The sequence below is a fragment of the Haemophilus sp. HMSC066A11 genome, assembly GCF_001811665.1.
Taxonomy (GTDB): Bacteria; Pseudomonadota; Gammaproteobacteria; order Enterobacterales; family Pasteurellaceae; genus Haemophilus; species Haemophilus influenzae.
Window position 1 is genome coordinate 1 of record NZ_KV805869.1, and the last position, 17,431, is coordinate 17,431.

General features: G+C 43.6%; 12 protein-coding genes and 3 pseudogenes. 9 read left to right on the top strand and 6 right to left on the bottom strand.

The window, feature by feature from the left end:
* Window positions 1-53: 53 nt before the first annotated feature.
* From glpK to glpT, 6 genes are all read right to left on the bottom strand, one after another.
* A complete protein-coding gene (gene glpK / locus HMPREF2813_RS05655) occupies window positions 54-1,565 on the bottom strand; it encodes a glycerol kinase GlpK (protein ID WP_005658430.1) in 1,512 nt (503 codons plus the stop codon).
* Between the two features lie 20 nt (window positions 1,566-1,585).
* Entirely contained in the window at window positions 1,586-2,380 is a 795-nt protein-coding gene (locus HMPREF2813_RS05660) for an MIP/aquaporin family protein (protein ID WP_005658429.1), read from the bottom strand.
* 229 nt (window positions 2,381-2,609) lie between these two features.
* On the bottom strand, window positions 2,610-3,704 hold the full coding sequence (gene glpQ / locus HMPREF2813_RS05665) for a glycerophosphodiester phosphodiesterase (RefSeq protein ID WP_005658428.1): 1,095 nt from the start codon (window positions 3,702-3,704) through the stop codon (window positions 2,610-2,612).
* A gap of 11 nt (window positions 3,705-3,715) precedes the next feature.
* On the bottom strand, window positions 3,716-4,159 hold the full coding sequence (locus tag HMPREF2813_RS05670; protein WP_227932567.1) for a glycerol-3-phosphate dehydrogenase: 444 nt from the start codon (window positions 4,157-4,159) through the stop codon (window positions 3,716-3,718).
* 137 nt (window positions 4,160-4,296) lie between these two features.
* Complete coding sequence (locus HMPREF2813_RS10005; RefSeq protein ID WP_014551106.1) at window positions 4,297-4,440, bottom strand: hypothetical protein; 144 nt, start codon at window positions 4,438-4,440, stop codon at window positions 4,297-4,299.
* Between the two features lie 99 nt (window positions 4,441-4,539).
* Window positions 4,540-5,988, bottom strand: coding sequence for a glycerol-3-phosphate transporter (gene glpT / locus HMPREF2813_RS05675; protein ID WP_014551107.1), 1,449 nt, complete (start codon window positions 5,986-5,988; stop codon window positions 4,540-4,542).
* Window positions 5,989-6,280: 292 nt separating this feature from the next.
* On the opposite strand from glpT, the gene glpA reads away from it, so the two are divergent.
* The 9 genes and pseudogenes from glpA to HMPREF2813_RS10135 all read left to right on the top strand — a co-directional run.
* On the top strand, window positions 6,281-7,972 hold the full coding sequence (gene glpA, locus HMPREF2813_RS05680) for an anaerobic glycerol-3-phosphate dehydrogenase subunit A (protein WP_014551108.1): 1,692 nt from the start codon (window positions 6,281-6,283) through the stop codon (window positions 7,970-7,972).
* Window positions 7,962-9,260 (top strand): glycerol-3-phosphate dehydrogenase subunit GlpB, encoded by a 1,299-nt coding sequence (gene glpB, locus HMPREF2813_RS05685; RefSeq protein WP_014551109.1) that lies wholly within the window; start codon window positions 7,962-7,964, stop codon window positions 9,258-9,260. Before glpA ends, glpB begins: the two co-directional genes overlap by 11 nt.
* An 11-nt stretch (window positions 9,261-9,271) precedes the next feature.
* Window positions 9,272-10,552, top strand: a complete 1,281-nt coding sequence (gene glpC, locus HMPREF2813_RS05690) for an anaerobic glycerol-3-phosphate dehydrogenase subunit GlpC (RefSeq protein ID WP_005687908.1) — start codon at window positions 9,272-9,274, stop codon at window positions 10,550-10,552.
* A 222-nt stretch (window positions 10,553-10,774) separates the two neighbouring features.
* Window positions 10,775-11,539, top strand: a complete 765-nt coding sequence (locus HMPREF2813_RS05695) for an ABC transporter ATP-binding protein (RefSeq protein WP_014551110.1) — start codon at window positions 10,775-10,777, stop codon at window positions 11,537-11,539.
* A 1-nt stretch (window position 11,540) separates the two neighbouring features.
* Entirely contained in the window at window positions 11,541-12,425 is an 885-nt protein-coding gene (locus HMPREF2813_RS05700) for an iron-siderophore ABC transporter substrate-binding protein (protein WP_014551111.1), read from the top strand.
* Window positions 12,419-14,388 (top strand): annotated as a pseudogene (fhuB, locus tag HMPREF2813_RS05705) (Fe(3+)-hydroxamate ABC transporter permease FhuB). The gene HMPREF2813_RS05700 and the pseudogene fhuB overlap by 7 nt, the downstream one beginning before the upstream one ends.
* Before the next feature lie 118 nt (window positions 14,389-14,506).
* Window positions 14,507-16,678, top strand: a complete 2,172-nt coding sequence (locus HMPREF2813_RS05710) for a TonB-dependent receptor (protein WP_048946892.1) — start codon at window positions 14,507-14,509, stop codon at window positions 16,676-16,678.
* A gap of 181 nt (window positions 16,679-16,859) precedes the next feature.
* Window positions 16,860-17,303: pseudogene (locus tag HMPREF2813_RS10130) on the top strand (IS3 family transposase); the annotation flags it as partial.
* Window positions 17,267-17,431, top strand: a pseudogene (locus HMPREF2813_RS10135) (IS3 family transposase); the annotation flags it as partial. The pseudogenes HMPREF2813_RS10130 and HMPREF2813_RS10135, both read left to right, overlap by 37 nt.

Consider the following 17,431-nt stretch of genomic DNA (forward strand, 5'->3'; position numbering starts at 1 on the left):
TTAAAATAAAAGGATTTTTAACCGCACTTTTTGTATGAGAATTAATTTATAAATTATTCTTCATCTTCTTTTGCCCATTCTAATGAGCGTTTAACTGCTTTTTTCCAGCCTTTGTAGCGACGTTCACGTTTTTCATTGTCGCTGTCTGGACTGAAGGTGCGTTCTACACGGGCTTTATCGCGAAGCTCGTCTAAATCTTTCCAGAAGCCCGTTGCTAAACCAGCAAGATAAGCTGCGCCTAGCGCTGTTACTTCTTTCACAACTGGACGCTCTACATTTACATCTAAAATGTCAGCTTGGAATTGCATTAAGAAGTTATTGTTTGTCGCACCACCATCTACACGGAGATATTGTAATCGTTCACCCGAATCTGATTGCATAGCCTCTAAGACATCACGGGTTTGGTAAGCAATAGATTCTAAGGTTGCGCGAACAATATGATTACGGTTTGCGCCGCGAGAAAGACCAAAAATCGCACCGCGCGCATATGGATCCCAATATGGTGCACCTAAGCCTGTGAAAGCTGGAACAACATATACGCCATTACTATCAGTCACTTTTTGTGCAAAGTATTCAGAGTCAAAACTATCGTGAACAATTTTGAGTTCATCACGGAGCCATTGGATTGATGCACCCGCGATAAATACAGAACCTTCTAAGGCATATTTTGGTTCGCCTTTTGCATTACAAGCAATGGTTGTGAGTAGTCCATTTTTGGATGTAATAGCTTTGTTACCCGTGTGGAGTAACATAAAGCAACCTGTGCCGTAAGTGTTTTTGGCTTGGCCTGCATGTACGCAAAGATGTCCGTAAAGAGCGGCTTGTTGGTCACCAGCAATCCCTGCAACAGGAATACGCACACCACCTTTACCACCGATATTGGTTTGGCCGTAAATTTCAGAAGAATTACGTACTTCAGGTAACATTGAACGAGGAATATTCAAGATTTCAAGCATCTTGTCATCCCATTGTTTAGTATGGATGTTAAATAACATGGTACGAGATGCGTTGGTATAATCGGTTACGTGCACTCGGCTTTGAGTCAATTTCCATACAAGCCAAGTATCAACGGTACCAAATAATAATTCGCCTCGTTCAGCTTTTTCTCGTGCGCCTTCAACGTTATCCAAAATCCATTTTACTTTTGTACCAGAGAAGTAAGGGTCAACCACTAAGCCTGTGGTATTACGAATATATTCTTCATGGCCATCGGCTTTTAATTTATCGGTAATGTCTGCAGTACGGCGGCATTGCCAAACGATCGCGTTGTAAACAGGTGTACCGGTTGATTTTTCCCATACAATGGTGGTTTCACGTTGGTTGGTGATACCGATAGCAGCGATTTCATCAGATGTAATGCCCGCTTTTGCAACGACTTCGTTTAAGGTTGAGCTTTGAGTTGCCCAAATTTCCATTGGGTTATGTTCTACCCAACCAGCTCGAGGGTAGATTTGGGTAAATTCACGTTGTGCAATTTCAACCACATTCGCATTATGATCTAATAATACTGCGCGAGAGCTTGTTGTGCCTTGGTCTAATGCAATGATGTATTTTTTGTCTGTCATAGTATTACTCCTTCAAATAATTATTCGCAGCCGCAATTACAAGGTAAATTGCCGCCAATTGCTTTTTTGTATAACCATGCACCAGCCAATGCGCCTAAAACAGGTGCAACCATTGGAACGATAAAATAAGGGATTTCGCGTCCGCCAGTTAAAGCGAGTTCGCCCCAGCCAGCGAGATAAGCAAAGAATTTTGGTCCGAAGTCACGTGCTGGATTCATAGCAAAACCAGTTAATGGTCCCATAGCACCACCAATAACGGCTATCAAGATACCGATTAATAATGGGGCAAGCGGACCACGAGGTACTCCGTTTCCATCGTCAGTTAATGCCATAATTAATGCCATAAGAATTGCAGTAATCACGAATTCCACAGCAAAGGCGCCACCAATACTTAAACTTGGATGAGGATAAGTGGAGAATGTACCCGCAAGGCTTAAACTTTCTTGTGTACCACGAACAATATTGTGGACTGTTTCATAATCGATAAAAACATTGCGGTATAAGGCATAAACTAATGCGGCAGCAAAGAATGCGCCGAGTATTTGTGAAATGATGTAAGGAATTACTTTTTTGCCATCAAAGCAAGCAAATTTCCAAAGGGCAATGGTTACTGCAGGGTTTAAATGTGCGCCAGATAAACCCGCTGTTGCATATACTGCAAGTGCAACGCCCATCCCCCACATAATGCTGATTTCCCACAAGCCAAAACTAGCGCCTGCTACTTTTAGTGCTGCAACGCAGCCCACACCAAAGAAAATCAATAAGGCTGTACCTAAAAACTCGCCAATACAGTTCGCTTTTAATGATTTATCCATAGATCACTCCTTAGAAGTGCGGTTGAAATGAAGAGTGTTTTCCCTAAGTAAAGGGAAGAGAATTTATTAAAAAAGAATACGGAGTGTTTTGAAATAGCCTCCTTATTTGAATTCTAGGTTAGAACACCTAGATTGATTATGATGTTACTCTGTTAGAGTAGATTTTTAGTTTCTACGATATAGAAACCTAGTTAACCGTGGGTATGTTTACCCACGGTTGTGAGGGATATTATTTTATTCCTTTTAAGAATTCCACGCCAGTATCTGGGAAATCAGTAAATACACCTGTTGCCCCTGATTTATTCAATAATGTATCATACATTTGATTTACATCTGTGAAAAACTCGGGCAGTGCATCTTTACGCACGGTGTAAGGATGCAGTTCCACATTATATTGTGCAAGTTCTTTTACCAACGGAGTGTACACAATATTATCAGGTTTGGATTCTTCTTTATTAACTAACATATACCAACCTGGACCAACACCATCGGCATATTTAACCACTTCTGCCATTGCACCAGGTTTAAACATCCAATCGTAATTATAGTTTACCCAATAACCCTTTGGATCTTTTTCTTGTGTTTCTTTCCAATCTGTATAAGCAATTAATTGAACTAATTTCAAATCCATTCCCATTTGTGGAAGTAATTCCGTTTTGATACGTTTTAATTCATTAAAATCGAAAGTTTGTAAGTAAACCATATCGGTTTTCTTATCATAGCCATATTTTTTTAACACTTTGAGTGTTTCAGCAGCAATATCTTTACCATTTTGATGGTGGAACCAAGGTGCTTTGATTTCTGGATAAATCCCTACTTTTTTGCCAGTGGATTTTTCTAAGCCTTGGATAAATTCAATTTCATCTTCAAAGGTGTGAATTCTAAAATGTGATTTCCAAAGTGGGAAACGATTAGGATAAACTTGCGCTTGTTTGCCGTCTTTGGTTTCAAAGTTTTCAGTCATTTCTAAACTTTGAATTTCTTTTAAGGTAAAGTCGATGACATAGTAACGACCATCTTTACGGTGACGATGTGGGAATTTTTTCGCAACATCAGTCAAGCCATCTAAAAAGTGATCGTGAATAACCACTAAACGACCATCCTTAGTCATTGCTAAATCTTGCTCTAAATAATCTGCGTGTTGTGCAAACGCAAGTGCTTTAGATTCTAACGTATGCTCTGGTAAATAACCACTAGCACCACGGTGAGCAATAATGATTTTGTCTGATTTCATTTGGGTATTCGCCATATTTGATGAATGGCTGCTACAACCTGCTAGTACGCCAGCTGCTAATAAAGAAAGGGCTAAAGTTTTAAGTTTCATACTTATTCTCCTTATATATTGTTAGGATCATTACCTATTTTAACAGAATTAATTATTCCGTGAATAATTTTAATAGTTTCTAAAGATGTTTCAGCACTTGAAATAGGTTGATGATTATTAGTCATACAATGAATAATATTTTTAATGGCTTTAATCATTCTTTCTGATTGATAGTCATTATCCTCTCTACAAGTTAGAATTAGAGATTTATAATCATTTCCAGCAGAATTATTTTTATTTGAGTATTGGTATAGTTCATATGTTTCAGCATTATTTAACAGCTTTATTCTTCCATCTTTTCCCAAAATATCTAATTCAAACATAAACTTAAATGGAGAATTGCTAACGCCCTTAATAAAACCAATTGAACCAGATGAAAATTTAACTACACCTATTCCCCCGAAATCGTTTATCCCATGTACATTTCGGATAAAATCTGTTTGAACTTCTCCCATAACACATTCAACATTAGAATTTGATAAATAAACCATTAATAAAGAAAAACATATTTCCAGTCATAAAAATACCTAAAATAAATAAAGAATAATTTTAGGTTCACTAATTATTTTCTTTAACTCACTTCTAAATTTAATTAAGCAAATAATAATCCTCCAGATAAAAATCTAACAGAATTATTATTTAAAGTTTCAAAATGAATACTCATAAATCTCATAATAGGAAATCCTAACCCCATTAATAAGACATAGAAAACTCTTACCATATTTTCATTATTCATTTTTACTTTTCCCAAAAATGATACTTATCTTTTTATTATTCTTATGATAGTTACAAAAAAGGCGACTAAGCAATTTGCCCGCCGCCTTTTTTAAGCTAATTATTTAGTACCGTAAGTATCGCCTAATTTTGCTTTGTGTTTTCCTTCTTCAACCATTACGATTAAGAGTAATAACACCGCTAATACGCCACCGCCGATCATTACGTAGAAACCACCGTCCCAGCCATAATATTCGGCAGCCCAACCCACTACGGCTGATGCAGATACAGTACCACCTAAGTAACCAAATAAACCGGTGAAACCTGCAGATGTCCCTGCTGCTTTTTTCGGTGCAAGCTCAAGCGCATGTAAACCGATAAGCATCACAGGACCGTAGATTAAGAAACCAATGGTTGTCATGAGAATGAAGTCCATTAACTGATATGGGTTTTCATACCATGCATGACCTGCATATTTAGCTAATTCAGCTTCTGGTGTTGCTGGGTTTAACCATAATGCTACGACGGCGGCAGTGGTTAAAGTCATGAAAATGAAACCGGTTAAACCACGTTTACCTTTGAACACTTCATCAGAGACCCAACCACATAATAAAGTCCCCGGAACCGCGGCTAATTCATAAATAGTGTACGCCCAAGCAGTACCTTTGATATTGAAGTGTTTCACTTCGCCAAGGTACACTGGCGACCATTTTAAGACACCGTAGCGGATTAAATACACGAATACGTTAGCAATCGCGATATACCAAAGTAGGCGATTTTTTAAGACGTAAGTCACGAAAATATCTTTTGTGCTTAAATCATGCTCATAGGTTTTTTCGTTGTAATCGTCTGGGTAATCATTACGCCATTTTTCGATAGGAGGTAAACCACAAGATTGTGGTGTGTCTTTCATCATAAAATAAATTGGAATCGCCGCAATCATGGCTGCAATACCTGGATAATAAAGAGCTTGTTGCCAAACGTCTTTTGCGGTCGCTTCAACACCATGTATGCTGAAGTAAACGGCACTGGCGAGTAACACCATCGCCCCTGGTACCATTCCCCCTAAGTTATGCGCGGTATTCCAAATTGACACGATCGAACCACGTTCAGATTTAGACCACCAATGCACCATTGTACGACCACATGGTGGCCAACCCATACCTTGGAACCAACCGTTTAAGAAAATCATGATGAACATCACGGCAATCCCTGAGGTTGCCCATGGCATGAGACCCATCATCGTCATACACAAACCAGATAAGAGCAAACCGAAAGGTAAAAAGACTTTTGGGTTTGAGCGATCGGAAATGGATGCCATAAAGAATTTAGATAAGCCGTATGCCAAACCCGCCCCTGTACCGATAATCCCAAGTTCAGCTTTGTTATACATACCAGCTTCAATCAAGCCTTTTTGTGCTAAATCGAAGTTTGCACGGACGAAATAATAAGCGGCGTAACCAAAAAAGATGCCAGCAAACACTTGCCAACGTAAGCGTTTATACGTGGAATCAATTTTTTCCGCTGGAAGTTCCGCAATATGCGGAGCGGGTTTGAATGGTCCAAACATAATTTTTTCTCCAACTTTTTAATTATGCGTCATCTAAATTTACCCTTTTGAAACAGTAAGGGATTTGCGAATCATAAAAGAAAATAAAAAAATAAGAAAGTAAAAAAAATCAAAAATGTGAAGTGTTTCACAAATCTTTACACCGTTTGAGCGAATGCGAAAATTATTGTGATCAATATCACAAAATCGCTTTCTTTTACACTCAAAATGTTGTTAATTTTGCCGCACTTCTCTACAATGATTACACTTTTTATATTATTTTTTCTTACATTTTGGGAATCGGGGGTAAACAATGGGATTATCGCCTAGTATCTATAAAGATGTTGGAGATCTTTCGTCACTTAGCACTGATGTGATCATTATCGGTGGTGGCGCAACAGGAGCAGGTATTGCGCGCGATTGCGCACTTCGTGGCATTGATTGTATTTTATTGGAACGTCGAGATATTGCGACAGGAGCCACAGGACGTAACCACGGATTATTACACAGTGGTGCGCGTTACGCCGTGAACGACCAAGAATCTGCTGAAGAATGTATTAAAGAAAACCGCATTTTGCGCAAAATTGCGCGTCATTGCGTAGATGAAACGGAAGGCTTATTTATCACTTTGCCTGAAGATTCGCTCGACTATCAAAAAACCTTCCTTGAGAGCTGTGCAAAATCTGGAATTGATGCACAAGCCATTGATCCTGAACTAGCTAAAATTATGGAGCCTTCTGTAAATCCTGATTTAGTGGGCGCTGTTGTTGTGCCAGATGGTTCTATTGACCCATTCCGTTTAACCGCCTCTAATATGATGGACGCCACAGAAAACGGCGCAAAAATGTTCACTTATTGCGAAGTAAAAAATTTGATTCGTGAAGGTGGAAAAGTGATTGGCGTGAATGTGTACGATCACAAAAATCGCAGAGAACGCCAATTTTTTGCACCGCTTGTTGTAAATGCTGGTGGTATTTGGGGACAAGGGATTGCGGAATATGCCGATCTCAAAATTAAAATGTTCCCTGCGAAAGGTGCATTGCTCGTAATGGGTCATCGCATTAATAAACTTGTAATTAACCGCTGCCGTAAACCAGCTGATGCGGATATTCTCGTCCCTGGCGATACAATTTGTGTGATTGGTACAACGTCAAGTCGTGTTCCTTATGATCAAATCGATAACATGCAAGTGACGCCAGAAGAAGTAGACATTCTTTTCCGTGAAGGTGAAAAACTCGCACCTAGCTTGCGTCATACTCGCGTATTACGTGCTTATGCTGGGGTACGTCCATTAGTTGCGAGTGATGATGATCCATCAGGTCGTAATGTGAGCCGTGGTATTGTGTTACTTGACCACGCAGAACGCGATGGCTTAGACGGCTTTATTACAATCACTGGCGGTAAGTTAATGACTTATCGTTTAATGGCTGAATGGGCGACCGACCTTGTTTGTAAAAAACTTAATAAAACGGCTCGTTGTGTAACAGCGAAGCAACCTCTACCTGGCTCTACTGAAAGTCGTCAAGAGACCAATCAAAAAGTCATTTCATTACCAAGTACTATTCGTTATTCTGCTGTGTATCGTCATGGTTCACGTGCTACTCGTTTGCTTGAAAAAGAACGTTTAGATCGTTCAATGGTTTGTGAATGTGAAGCGGTGACGTCGGGGGAAGTTCGTTACGCTGTTGATGAACTGGATGTAAATAATCTCGTCGATTTACGTCGTCGCTCCCGAGTTGGAATGGGAACTTGTCAAGCTGAACTCTGTGCGTGTCGTGCTGCAGGACTAATGAATCGTTTTGAAGTGGCAACACCACGTCAATCAACCACTCAACTTTCTGCCTTTATGGAAGAACGCTGGCGCGGTATTGAGCCGATTGCTTGGGGTGAAGCTATTCGCGAAGCCGAATTTACCTCTTGGATGTATGGTAGCGTATTGGGTTTAAATGATGTGAAACCGCTTGATGAACAAGCACAACAAGGGACGGATAGCAATGAATTTTGATGTAGCCATTATTGGCGGTGGTTTGGCGGGTTTAACCTGTGGCATCGCCCTTCAACAACGCGGTAAACGTTGCGTGATTATCAACAACGGTCAAGCAGCCATTGATTTTGCATCTGGCTCTTTAGATTTATTAAGCCGTATGCCATCAACGACATATGGGGAAAATCGTGCAGTAGAAAATTTAAAAGAAAATATTACCGCACTTCGCAATGAATTACCTGCCCACCCTTATAGTTTATTGGGTGCAGAGAAAGTGCTTGCTAAAGCACAAGATTTTGAACGTTTAGCCAATGAATTAAATCTTGATTTAATTGGTTCTACGGAAAAAAATCACTGGCGTGTAACAGGCTTAGGCAGTTTACGTGGTGCGTGGCTTTCGCCAAATAGCGTGCCAACTGTGCAAGGTAATGAACCCTTTCCGCATAAACGTATTGCAGTGCTTGGTATTGAAGGTTATCACGATTTTCAGCCGCAACTTTTAGCCGCAAATTTGGTGTTAAACCCACAATTTGAACATTGTGAAGTAACGAGTGGTTTCTTAAATATTCCACAATTAGATGAGCTTCGCAAAAATGCTCGTGAGTTCCGTAGTGTAAATATCTCTCAACTTTTAGAACATAAACTCGCTTTTAAAGATTTAGTGAAAGAAATCATAGAATCAGCGCAAGGTGCAGAAGCGGTATTTTTACCTGCTTGTTTTGGTTTAGAAAACCAAGAATTTATGACCGCACTTCGTGATGCAACTAAACTTGCATTATTTGAATTACCAACGCTGCCCCCATCATTGCTCGGTATGCGCCAACGAATCCAATTACGCCATAAATTTGAATCCTTAGGTGGTTTAATGATTAATGGCGACAGTGCATTGAATGCAACATTTGAAGGAAATCAAGTACGTTGTATCAATACTCGTTTGCTAGAAAATGAAGAAATTACTGCAGATAATTTCGTACTCGCTTCAGGAAGTTTCTTCAGCAAAGGGCTTATTTCCGAATTTGATAAAATTTCTGAGCCAGTTTTTGAATCCGATATTATCGGTGTTGAAGGGTTTAACGATAAAGATCGTTTCACTTGGACGGCTCATCGTTTTGCTCATCCACAACCTTATCAATCAGCAGGCGTAGCGATTAATGCCCAGTGCCAAGTGAAAAAGTGCGGTCAATTTTTAACGAATTTATATGCCGTCGGTAATGTGATTGGTGGTTTTAATGCCCTTGAACTTGGTTGTGGTTCGGGTGTGGCTGTTGTAACTGCCTTGGCAGTGGCAGATGAAATCTTAGCGAAATAAGGGGGAATAATATGGATAATAATATTCAACGACTCATTGATAGTGCAAAACAATCCCTTAATTCGCCTGAAAGCCATAAATATATTGATGAAAGTTTTGAAAGCTGTATTAAATGTACGGCTTGTACTGCTGTTTGTCCTGTTTCACGTAATAATCCGCTTTATCCAGGCCCAAAACAATCAGGGCCTGATGGCGAGCGTTTACGCTTAAAATCTGCTGAACTTTATGATGAAGCACTTAAATATTGCACTAACTGTAAACGTTGTGAAGTGGCTTGTCCGTCTGATGTGAAAATTGGCGATTTAATTGTACGAGCGCGTAATAATCACTTAGCGCAGTCTAAAAAACCGTTAATGAATAAATTGCGTGATGCGATTTTAAGTAACACAGATGTAATGGGGAAAATCAATACTCCACTTGCCCCCATTGTGAACACCATTACGGGTCTGAAAGCCACCAAATTTATGTTGGAAAAAACCCTTAATATCAGTAAGAAACGTACTTTACCTAAATATGCGTTTGGTACGTTCCGTAGCTGGTATATGAAAAATGCGTTACAAGACCAACAAAAATTTGAGCGAAAAGTAGCATATTTCCACGGTTGTTATGTTAATTATAATAATCCACAGCTTGGCAAAGAATTCCTTAAAGTGTTCAATGCGATGAACATTGGGGTAATGTTACTGGAAAAAGAAAAATGCTGTGGTTTACCATTAATGGTAAACGGTTTTCCTAATCGCGCTCGTAATATTGCACAATTCAATACCGATTACATTGGAAAAATGGTAGATGAAAATGGAATAGATGTGATTAGTGAGGCATCAAGTTGTTCACTTAATCTGCGTGACGAATACCATCATATTTTAGGTATTGATAACGCCAAAGTCCGTCCGCATATCCATATGGTAACCCCATTTTTATATCAGCTTTTCAAAGAGGGTAAAACATTACCGTTGAAACCACTTAAACTTAGAGTGGCTTATCACACCGCTTGTCACGTAGATAAGGCGGGTTGGGCACCTTATACTTTGGAAGTGTTGAAAAAAATTCCAAGTTTAGAAATCATTATGTTACCTAGCCAATGCTGTGGTATTGCGGGGACTTACGGTTTTAAATCAGAAAACTATGAAATTTCACAATCTATTGGTAAAAATCTATTCGATAATATTAACGAAGGTGGGTTTGATTACGTTATATCTGAATGTCAAACCTGCAAATGGCAAATTGATATGTCATCTAACGTAACTTGTATTCATCCATTAACTTTACTTTGTATGTCGATGGATCAATAATCGAATCACAAATTTCACCCGCCTACTAGAACAAAAGGCATAGTAGATAAAATGACTTATGATTTCTCTACTATGCCTTTCAAAAGCGTCCTTAAAAACGCAATAAATATTGACCGCACTTTACCCGCCTGAAACAATTCAGCGTTTAAATTGAAATGGGAATTGTTTTCATATAAGATTGCGTGACTTTTGACAACCGACTAAATAAGTCGTGGTGAAACCGTGTTCCGACTTGATCAGATTTCTTTTCGCATTCCGCAGCGTACCTTGCTCTTCCCCACTTCATTCACGTTTGATGCCGGCAAGGTGTACGGTTTGATCGGGCATAACGGTTCCGGCAAATCCACCTTAATCAAATTAATGGCACGCCAGACCCAACTGTCCGGCGGTTCGATTTCGTTGGACGGCAAAGATATTGCGCACTGGAACCAACGAGAATTTGCCAAACGGGTCGCCTATCTGCCGCAACATCTGCCCGCTGCCACCAATTTAACCGCATGCGAATTAATCGGCATGGGACGTTATGCGTGGAACGGGCTGTTCGGACGCCAAACGGCGGCGGATAAACAGGCGATCGCCGAAGCGTTGCGCCTGACCCACACGGAAAAATTCGCCGATCAACTGGTGGATACGCTGTCCGGCGGCGAACGCTCGCGCATTTGGCTCGCCATGCTATTGGCGCAGCAAAGCCGTTTTCTGCTGTTGGACGAACCGCTCGCCGCATTGGATATTGCGCACCAAGTGGAAGTTATGCAGTTAGTGCATCAATTAAGTCGCGATTTGGGGCTAGGCGTGGTGATCGTGATTCACGACATCAATCTGGCGGCGCATTTTTGCGATCATTTGGTGGCGCTGCACAGCGGCAAACTGCTGGCGCAGGGCGACGCACAGCAAATCGTCAACCCGCCGTTGTTGGAGGCGATTTACGGCATTCGGCTGAACGTGATCCCGCACCCACAAACCCAACGTCCGGTGAGTTTTTATTAAAATGCGTAAATTATTAAAAACACTGCTCGGAATGACCGCACTTTTAGCACACAGCGTGCTATTTGCCGCGTCGCATAACGGCTACACCACGGTGGATTGGGTGGCGGCGGAAACCCTCATTGCATTGGGCGAACCGCCGCTCGCAGTGGGCGATATGCAAAGTTATCAAACTTGGGTCAAGCAACCCGAATTGCCGAAAACTACCGTCGATTTAGGCGTTCGTTTGCAGCCGAATTTAGAACTTATCGCCACCTTGTCACATTCTGCCGATGACCTGAATTTAGTTTTCATTAACAGCAATTTTTATGCGTCACTCAATAATTTACTGCGTCCTTATGCGCAAGTGCATAACGTAGATTTTTATCAGGCGGGCGACGCGTGGCAAAACGTGCTGAACGCCACCCGAACTATCGGGCAAATTATCGGCAAACCACAGGCGGTGCAACAACTGCTGGCGCAATATGAACAAGACGTGCAACGGCTGAAAACAGAATTAAGCGCCTTTACCGATCGCCCGCTCGCCTTGCTGCAATTTATCGATACCCGTCACCTGCGCATTTACGGCGAAAACAGTCTGTTCGGCGCGGTGGCAAAACAACTCGGCTTCCGCAACGCCTATCTGCCGAAGGTGAATTACTGGGGTTTTCAGAATATCGAAATCACCGAACTCGCCAAACTGCCGCCGAACACTCGTTTTGTGATCGTCAAACCTTATCCCGCCAACATTGCCAGCGCGCTCACGCATAATACTCTGTGGCAACATTTGCCGATGACCAGAGAAGCATTGATTCTACCGGCGGTGTGGTCGTTCGGTGCGATTCCGTCGGCACGGCGTTTCGCCCATGTGTTCGCCGATGGCTTACTGCACGGAGGTGACGCATGGTAAACCGCGCCGCATTATTGATTGTCGTGTTGAGCGTGATTTTCGTCGCGCTCGGCGCATTCTTACTGCACCTGCAACTGCCGCCCGACACGGTACTGACCGATTTATTGCGCGCCCGCGATTCGCTGCCGTTATTGTTGGTGCAAAGCTACACTCTGCCGCGCATTAGCATCGCGTTACTCGCCGGCGGCGGGCTGGCGTTCGCCGCATTATTGTTGCAACAAGTGATGAGCAATCCGCTCGCCTCCGAAACACCCTCGGTATCAGCGGCGGCGCGCAGTTCGGGCTGTTTTTAAGCGCTATTTTCGCACCGCAGTTATTGGAATACGGCAGCGGCTTAATCGCGTTGCTCGGCACGAGCTTGAGTTTATTGTTGGTGATGAGCTTGTCGCTGCGCAAAACCATGTCGCCGTTATTGTTAATTTTGGCGGGCTTGGTGGTTAATTTATATTTCGGCGCGTTCACCGGAATGATGATGTTATTTTATCCGGAAGAATCGCGCGGCTTGGCTCAATGGGGCGCTGGCTCGTTGGTGCAGGAAAGCTGGCGCGACAGCCAGTGGCTGCTGGCGCAAAGTGCGGTCGGTTTTTGCCTTGTTTTTTCATTTATCCGCCCGCTCACCATTCTGACCTTGAACGACAGCAACGCACAGAGCCTCGGCGTGCCGGTGGGCAAATTGCGCCTGTTTGCGGTGATCGTCAGCGCGTATTTAATCGCCGCCGTGGTCAGCGCGGTGGGTATGCTCGGTTTCATCGGCTTGGCGGCGGCAACCATTGTGCGCCAGCTCGGCGTGCGAACTTTAGCGTGGCAGTTAATTTCGGCATTTTTGGTGGGTGCGTTGTTATTGGCGATCACCGATTTATTGCTACAACTACTTAATTTTTATACGCAACTCAGTTTCCCGACCGGTGCAGTCACCGCCTTATTGGGCACGCCGTTATTGCTGTGGCTGATGTTCCGCGCGTTGCCGCACAGCGGACGGCTAACCGGCGAGGAACGGAAAAAACAACGCCGATTTCGACCGCACTTTACTTGGCTGCTGATTATTCTGTTCGCCGTCAGTTTGTGGCTGGCGCTGAATGTAGGCAAAAGCGCGTTCGATCAGTGGTCGGTGCTGGATTTCAATCACCCGTTTGCGCCGGAAATCCTCAATCTGCGCTATCCGCGCATTTTAATCGCGCTGTGCGCCGGCATTTTGCTGTCCGTTGCCGGCGTGTTATTGCAGCGCCTGACCTTAAACCCAATGGCAAGCCCAGAATTATTGGGCGTGTCTTCTGGAGCGAGTATGGGGATTTTGCTGCTATTGTTCGTGTTTTCCGCCCAGCAGCCGCTATGGTTCTGGCTGGCGGGCATCGGCGGTGCACTGGTCGCCCTGTTGATTTTATCCGCGATTAATCGCCACAACGGTATGTTGCCGGAAAAAGTGTTGCTGACCGGTATCAGTTTGTCCGCACTGTTCAACACCTTACAACGGATTGCGATTGCCAGCGGCGATCCGCGTGCCAATCAACTGATCGCGTGGACTTCTGGCTCGACGCAAAACACCACGCCGGAACTTGCCGTGCCGTTTATGGGGCTGAGCCTTGTTCTGCTGGCGGGCAGTTTATTGTTCAGCCGTTGGCTGGAATTGTTGAGCCTGCAAGCGCCAATGGCGCAGGCTTTAGGCTTGAACTTAAAACGCGCGCGCCTGCTGCTGATTTTATTCAGCGCCGTGCTGACCGCACTTGCCACTCTGATGATCGGTCCGTTAAGTTTTATCGGGTTGTTAGTGCCGCATCTGACTTATTCCTTAGGCGTGCACAAAGCCAAGGCGCAACTGCTGATTTCCGCTTTGTTAGGCGGCACGATTATGTTGCTGGCGGATTGGTTCGGGCGGCAAATTTTGTTTCCGTACGAAATTCCGGCTGGCTTGGTCGCCACCCTACTCGGCGGCACTTATTTCTTGTTCATACTGCGGAAAATTTAATCCGCCGCAGGAATTTTTATGGTAAACCCGTTCTGCGCCAAACGCACAACGCGGCTTGCCGAAAATGTAAATGTAGTTTGACGACTACGCAATTTAACTTTTATTTAGGAACATTTTTATGCAAAAAACCTTTATGCACACCACGATCGCAAGTGCAGTGCTTTTTGCGCTTAATTTCGCTTATGCTCAAGAATCAACCCAAAGCGAACAATTGGAGGCGATCGAAATCAGTGCGGACGCTTCCCCTGACGGCTTAAGCAAAGAATTTGCCGGCGGACAGGTTGCCACCGGAAGCCGTGTCGGTATTTTAGGCAACAAAGCCAATTTGGAAAATCCGTACTCGACGACCAGCTACACCAATAAATTCATTCAGGACAAACAAGCCCGCAGCGTGGCGGACGTGCTCAAAAACGATCCGACTGTTCGGGTGGCGCGCGGCTTTGGTAATTTTCAGGAAGCCTATTTTATGCGCGGTTTCATTACCAACTCCGATGACATTTTATATAACGGCTTATACGGCTTATTACCGCGCCAATATATTGCCTCCGAAATGTTCGAGCGGGTTGACGTGCAACGCGGCGCATCGGCATTCTTAAACGGCATGGCACCGGGCGGCGGCTCTATCGGTGGCACAATTGCCTTAATGCCGAAACGTGCACCGCAAGAAGATTTAAACCGTTTAAACATCGGTTACAGTTCCAGTGAACGCACCAACGTCGGTGCGGATATTTCCCGTCGTTTCGGTGATAACAAAGAATTCGGCGTGCGTTTAAATGTGGCGCATACGGAAGGCGAAAGCGAAATTGATCACGACAATGCGCGTAATACCGTGTTCCACCTCGGCTTGGACTGGAAAGGTAAACAAGCCCGCGTATCCGCCGACTTAGGCTATCAAAAAAATAATCTGAGCGGCACACGCCCAAGCGTCACTTTATCCAGCATCAGCCGCGTACCGGCGGCACCAAAAGCCACCTCAAACTGGGCGCAACACTGGACTTATTCCGACGAACGCGACGTATTCGGTACCGTGTGGGCGGAATATGATTTCCTACCGAACTTAACCGGCTATGCCGCTTATGGTTTCCGCGACGGTAAAGAAGAAAACGTATTAGCCAATCTTACCGTGCAAAATGTAAACGGTAACGGCACGGAATATCGTTTTGACAATGCGCGTCGCAATATTATCCATACCGGCGAAGTGGGCGTAAAAGGTTCCTTTGCAACCGGTGCGGTAGATCATGAAGTTGTGCTTGCCGCCAATCGTTATCAGGAAAAACGCAAAAATGCCTATGTCATGGACTGGAAGAATACTTTTGCCACCAATTTATATCGTCCGACTTACATTAACGGCATTAGCTATTCCGCCAAGGTGCGAAAAGGTAACGATCTTGCTTCGCCGGCATTGACCAACCGCGTTGCCTTAAACAGCGTGGCGCTTGCCGATACGCTATCGTTCTTGGATAAAACTTTACAAGTCACCCTTGGCGCACGTTGGCAACAGCTTTATACGCAAAACTTCGCTTATAATACCGGTGCGTTGAATCAACGTTATAAAGAAGCGCACGTCAGCCCGAGCCTCGGCGTAGTTTACCGTTTCACGCCGGAAATATCCGCGTATGCCAACTACATTGAAAGTTTGGCGCAAGGCGAAACCGCACCGTCAAACGCACACAACAAAGGCGATATGCTCAGCCCGTACGTTTCCAAACAGAAAGAAATCGGCGTGAAATATGAATCGCAAAGCGGTTTTGGCGCAAGTTTAGCCTTGTTCTCAACGGAAAAACCGCGCGGTTATGTAGATGAAAATCTGATTTTCAGCGAAAAAGGGAAAGATCGTCACAACGGTGCTGAAATCAATGTGTACGGTCAAGTAACCGACAATGTACGCTTGTTAGGTGGTGCCACTTTCTTACACGCTAAACAACGCAACACAGGTTCTGCCGATACGGACGGCAAATACACTATCGGCGTACCGAAATTCCAAGCCAACCTCGGCGCAGAATGGGACGTTCCGGCATTGCAAGGTTTAACCTTAGAATCCCGCCTGACTTACACCGGATCCAGCTACGCCAATGCGCAAAACACGCTTAAAGTGGGCGACTGGACGCGCGTGGATGTCGGCGCACGCTATATCGTGATGTTGGGCAACACGCCGGTAACCTTGCGCGCCCGCATTGACAATTTGGCGAATAAAAAATACTGGGAATCCGTCGGCGGCTATCCGGGTCGAGGCTACCTTGTATCCGGCGCACCGCGCACATTCTCATTCAACGCATCATTTGATTTCTAAGCAAAAGGGTCGGTTTGATCTGACCCCAAAAAGTTAGACTGATTTAGTTCAAGGACTAAATTCTGTAATTCGCAGGGCTGAGTTCTTTTAGTTTCCCCTGAAAGCTCTATTAGATATTGCAGGCTTAGCACGCAGTACGTTTTTTGCTCGACGCTAGGTTAAGCCAGATAAGGATAAAGGGCTTAAAGCCGCGATTATCCAAATTAAAGCAAAGCATCCCGATTATGGTTACCGACGGGTTCACGCCTGTTTACCGGGCGTGAATCATAAGAAAATCCAACGTTTAATGCGAGAGCTTGAACTTCAAGTGCGGGTAAGAAAAAGCAAAAAATTGACGACTTATCGAGGGACGATTGGCTATATCGCACCCAATCATCTAGAACGCCATTTTACGGCTACCAAGCCGAACCAAAAGTGGGTAACTAAAGCAAAAGATGGTAGTAAAGTCTACTTATCCCCAATATTAGATTTATTTAACAATGAGATAGTCTCATATACCCTCAGTTATTCTCCAAACTGTCAAGGAAAGGAAACTGCTTGGATAATGCCGCAATGGAGAGTTTCTTTGGATGATAAAAAACGAAATGCTTTTATGGTCGGGAATTTAATACACGAGAGGAGATAGTTAATGCGGTAAGGGATTATTTGGATTACTATAATCATCGACGGATTCAACTAAAATTAAAAGGACTGAGTCCGATACAATATCGTCTTCAGTCCTTATCCATAACAGTGAAGGTTGAAGTGTTGTAA

What these genes read in the sequence shown, in the direction of transcription:
- glpK (WP_005658430.1), bottom strand. Translation starts at nt 1,565, where the DNA reads ATGACAGACAAAAAATACATCATTGCATTAGACCAAGGCACAACAAGC.
- HMPREF2813_RS05660 (WP_005658429.1), bottom strand. Translation starts at nt 2,380, where the DNA reads ATGGATAAATCATTAAAAGCGAACTGTATTGGCGAGTTTTTAGGTACA.
- glpQ (WP_005658428.1), bottom strand. Translation starts at nt 3,704, where the DNA reads ATGAAACTTAAAACTTTAGCCCTTTCTTTATTAGCAGCTGGCGTACTA.
- HMPREF2813_RS05670 (WP_227932567.1), bottom strand. Translation starts at nt 4,159, where the DNA reads ATGGGAGAAGTTCAAACAGATTTTATCCGAAATGTACATGGGATAAAC.
- HMPREF2813_RS10005 (WP_014551106.1), bottom strand. Translation starts at nt 4,440, where the DNA reads ATGAATAATGAAAATATGGTAAGAGTTTTCTATGTCTTATTAATGGGG.
- glpT (WP_014551107.1), bottom strand. Translation starts at nt 5,988, where the DNA reads ATGTTTGGACCATTCAAACCCGCTCCGCATATTGCGGAACTTCCAGCG.
- glpA (WP_014551108.1), top strand. Translation starts at nt 6,281, where the DNA reads ATGGGATTATCGCCTAGTATCTATAAAGATGTTGGAGATCTTTCGTCA.
- glpB (WP_014551109.1), top strand. Translation starts at nt 7,962, where the DNA reads ATGAATTTTGATGTAGCCATTATTGGCGGTGGTTTGGCGGGTTTAACC.
- glpC (WP_005687908.1), top strand. Translation starts at nt 9,272, where the DNA reads ATGGATAATAATATTCAACGACTCATTGATAGTGCAAAACAATCCCTT.
- HMPREF2813_RS05700 (WP_014551111.1), top strand. Translation starts at nt 11,541, where the DNA reads ATGCGTAAATTATTAAAAACACTGCTCGGAATGACCGCACTTTTAGCA.
- HMPREF2813_RS05710 (WP_048946892.1), top strand. Translation starts at nt 14,507, where the DNA reads ATGCAAAAAACCTTTATGCACACCACGATCGCAAGTGCAGTGCTTTTT.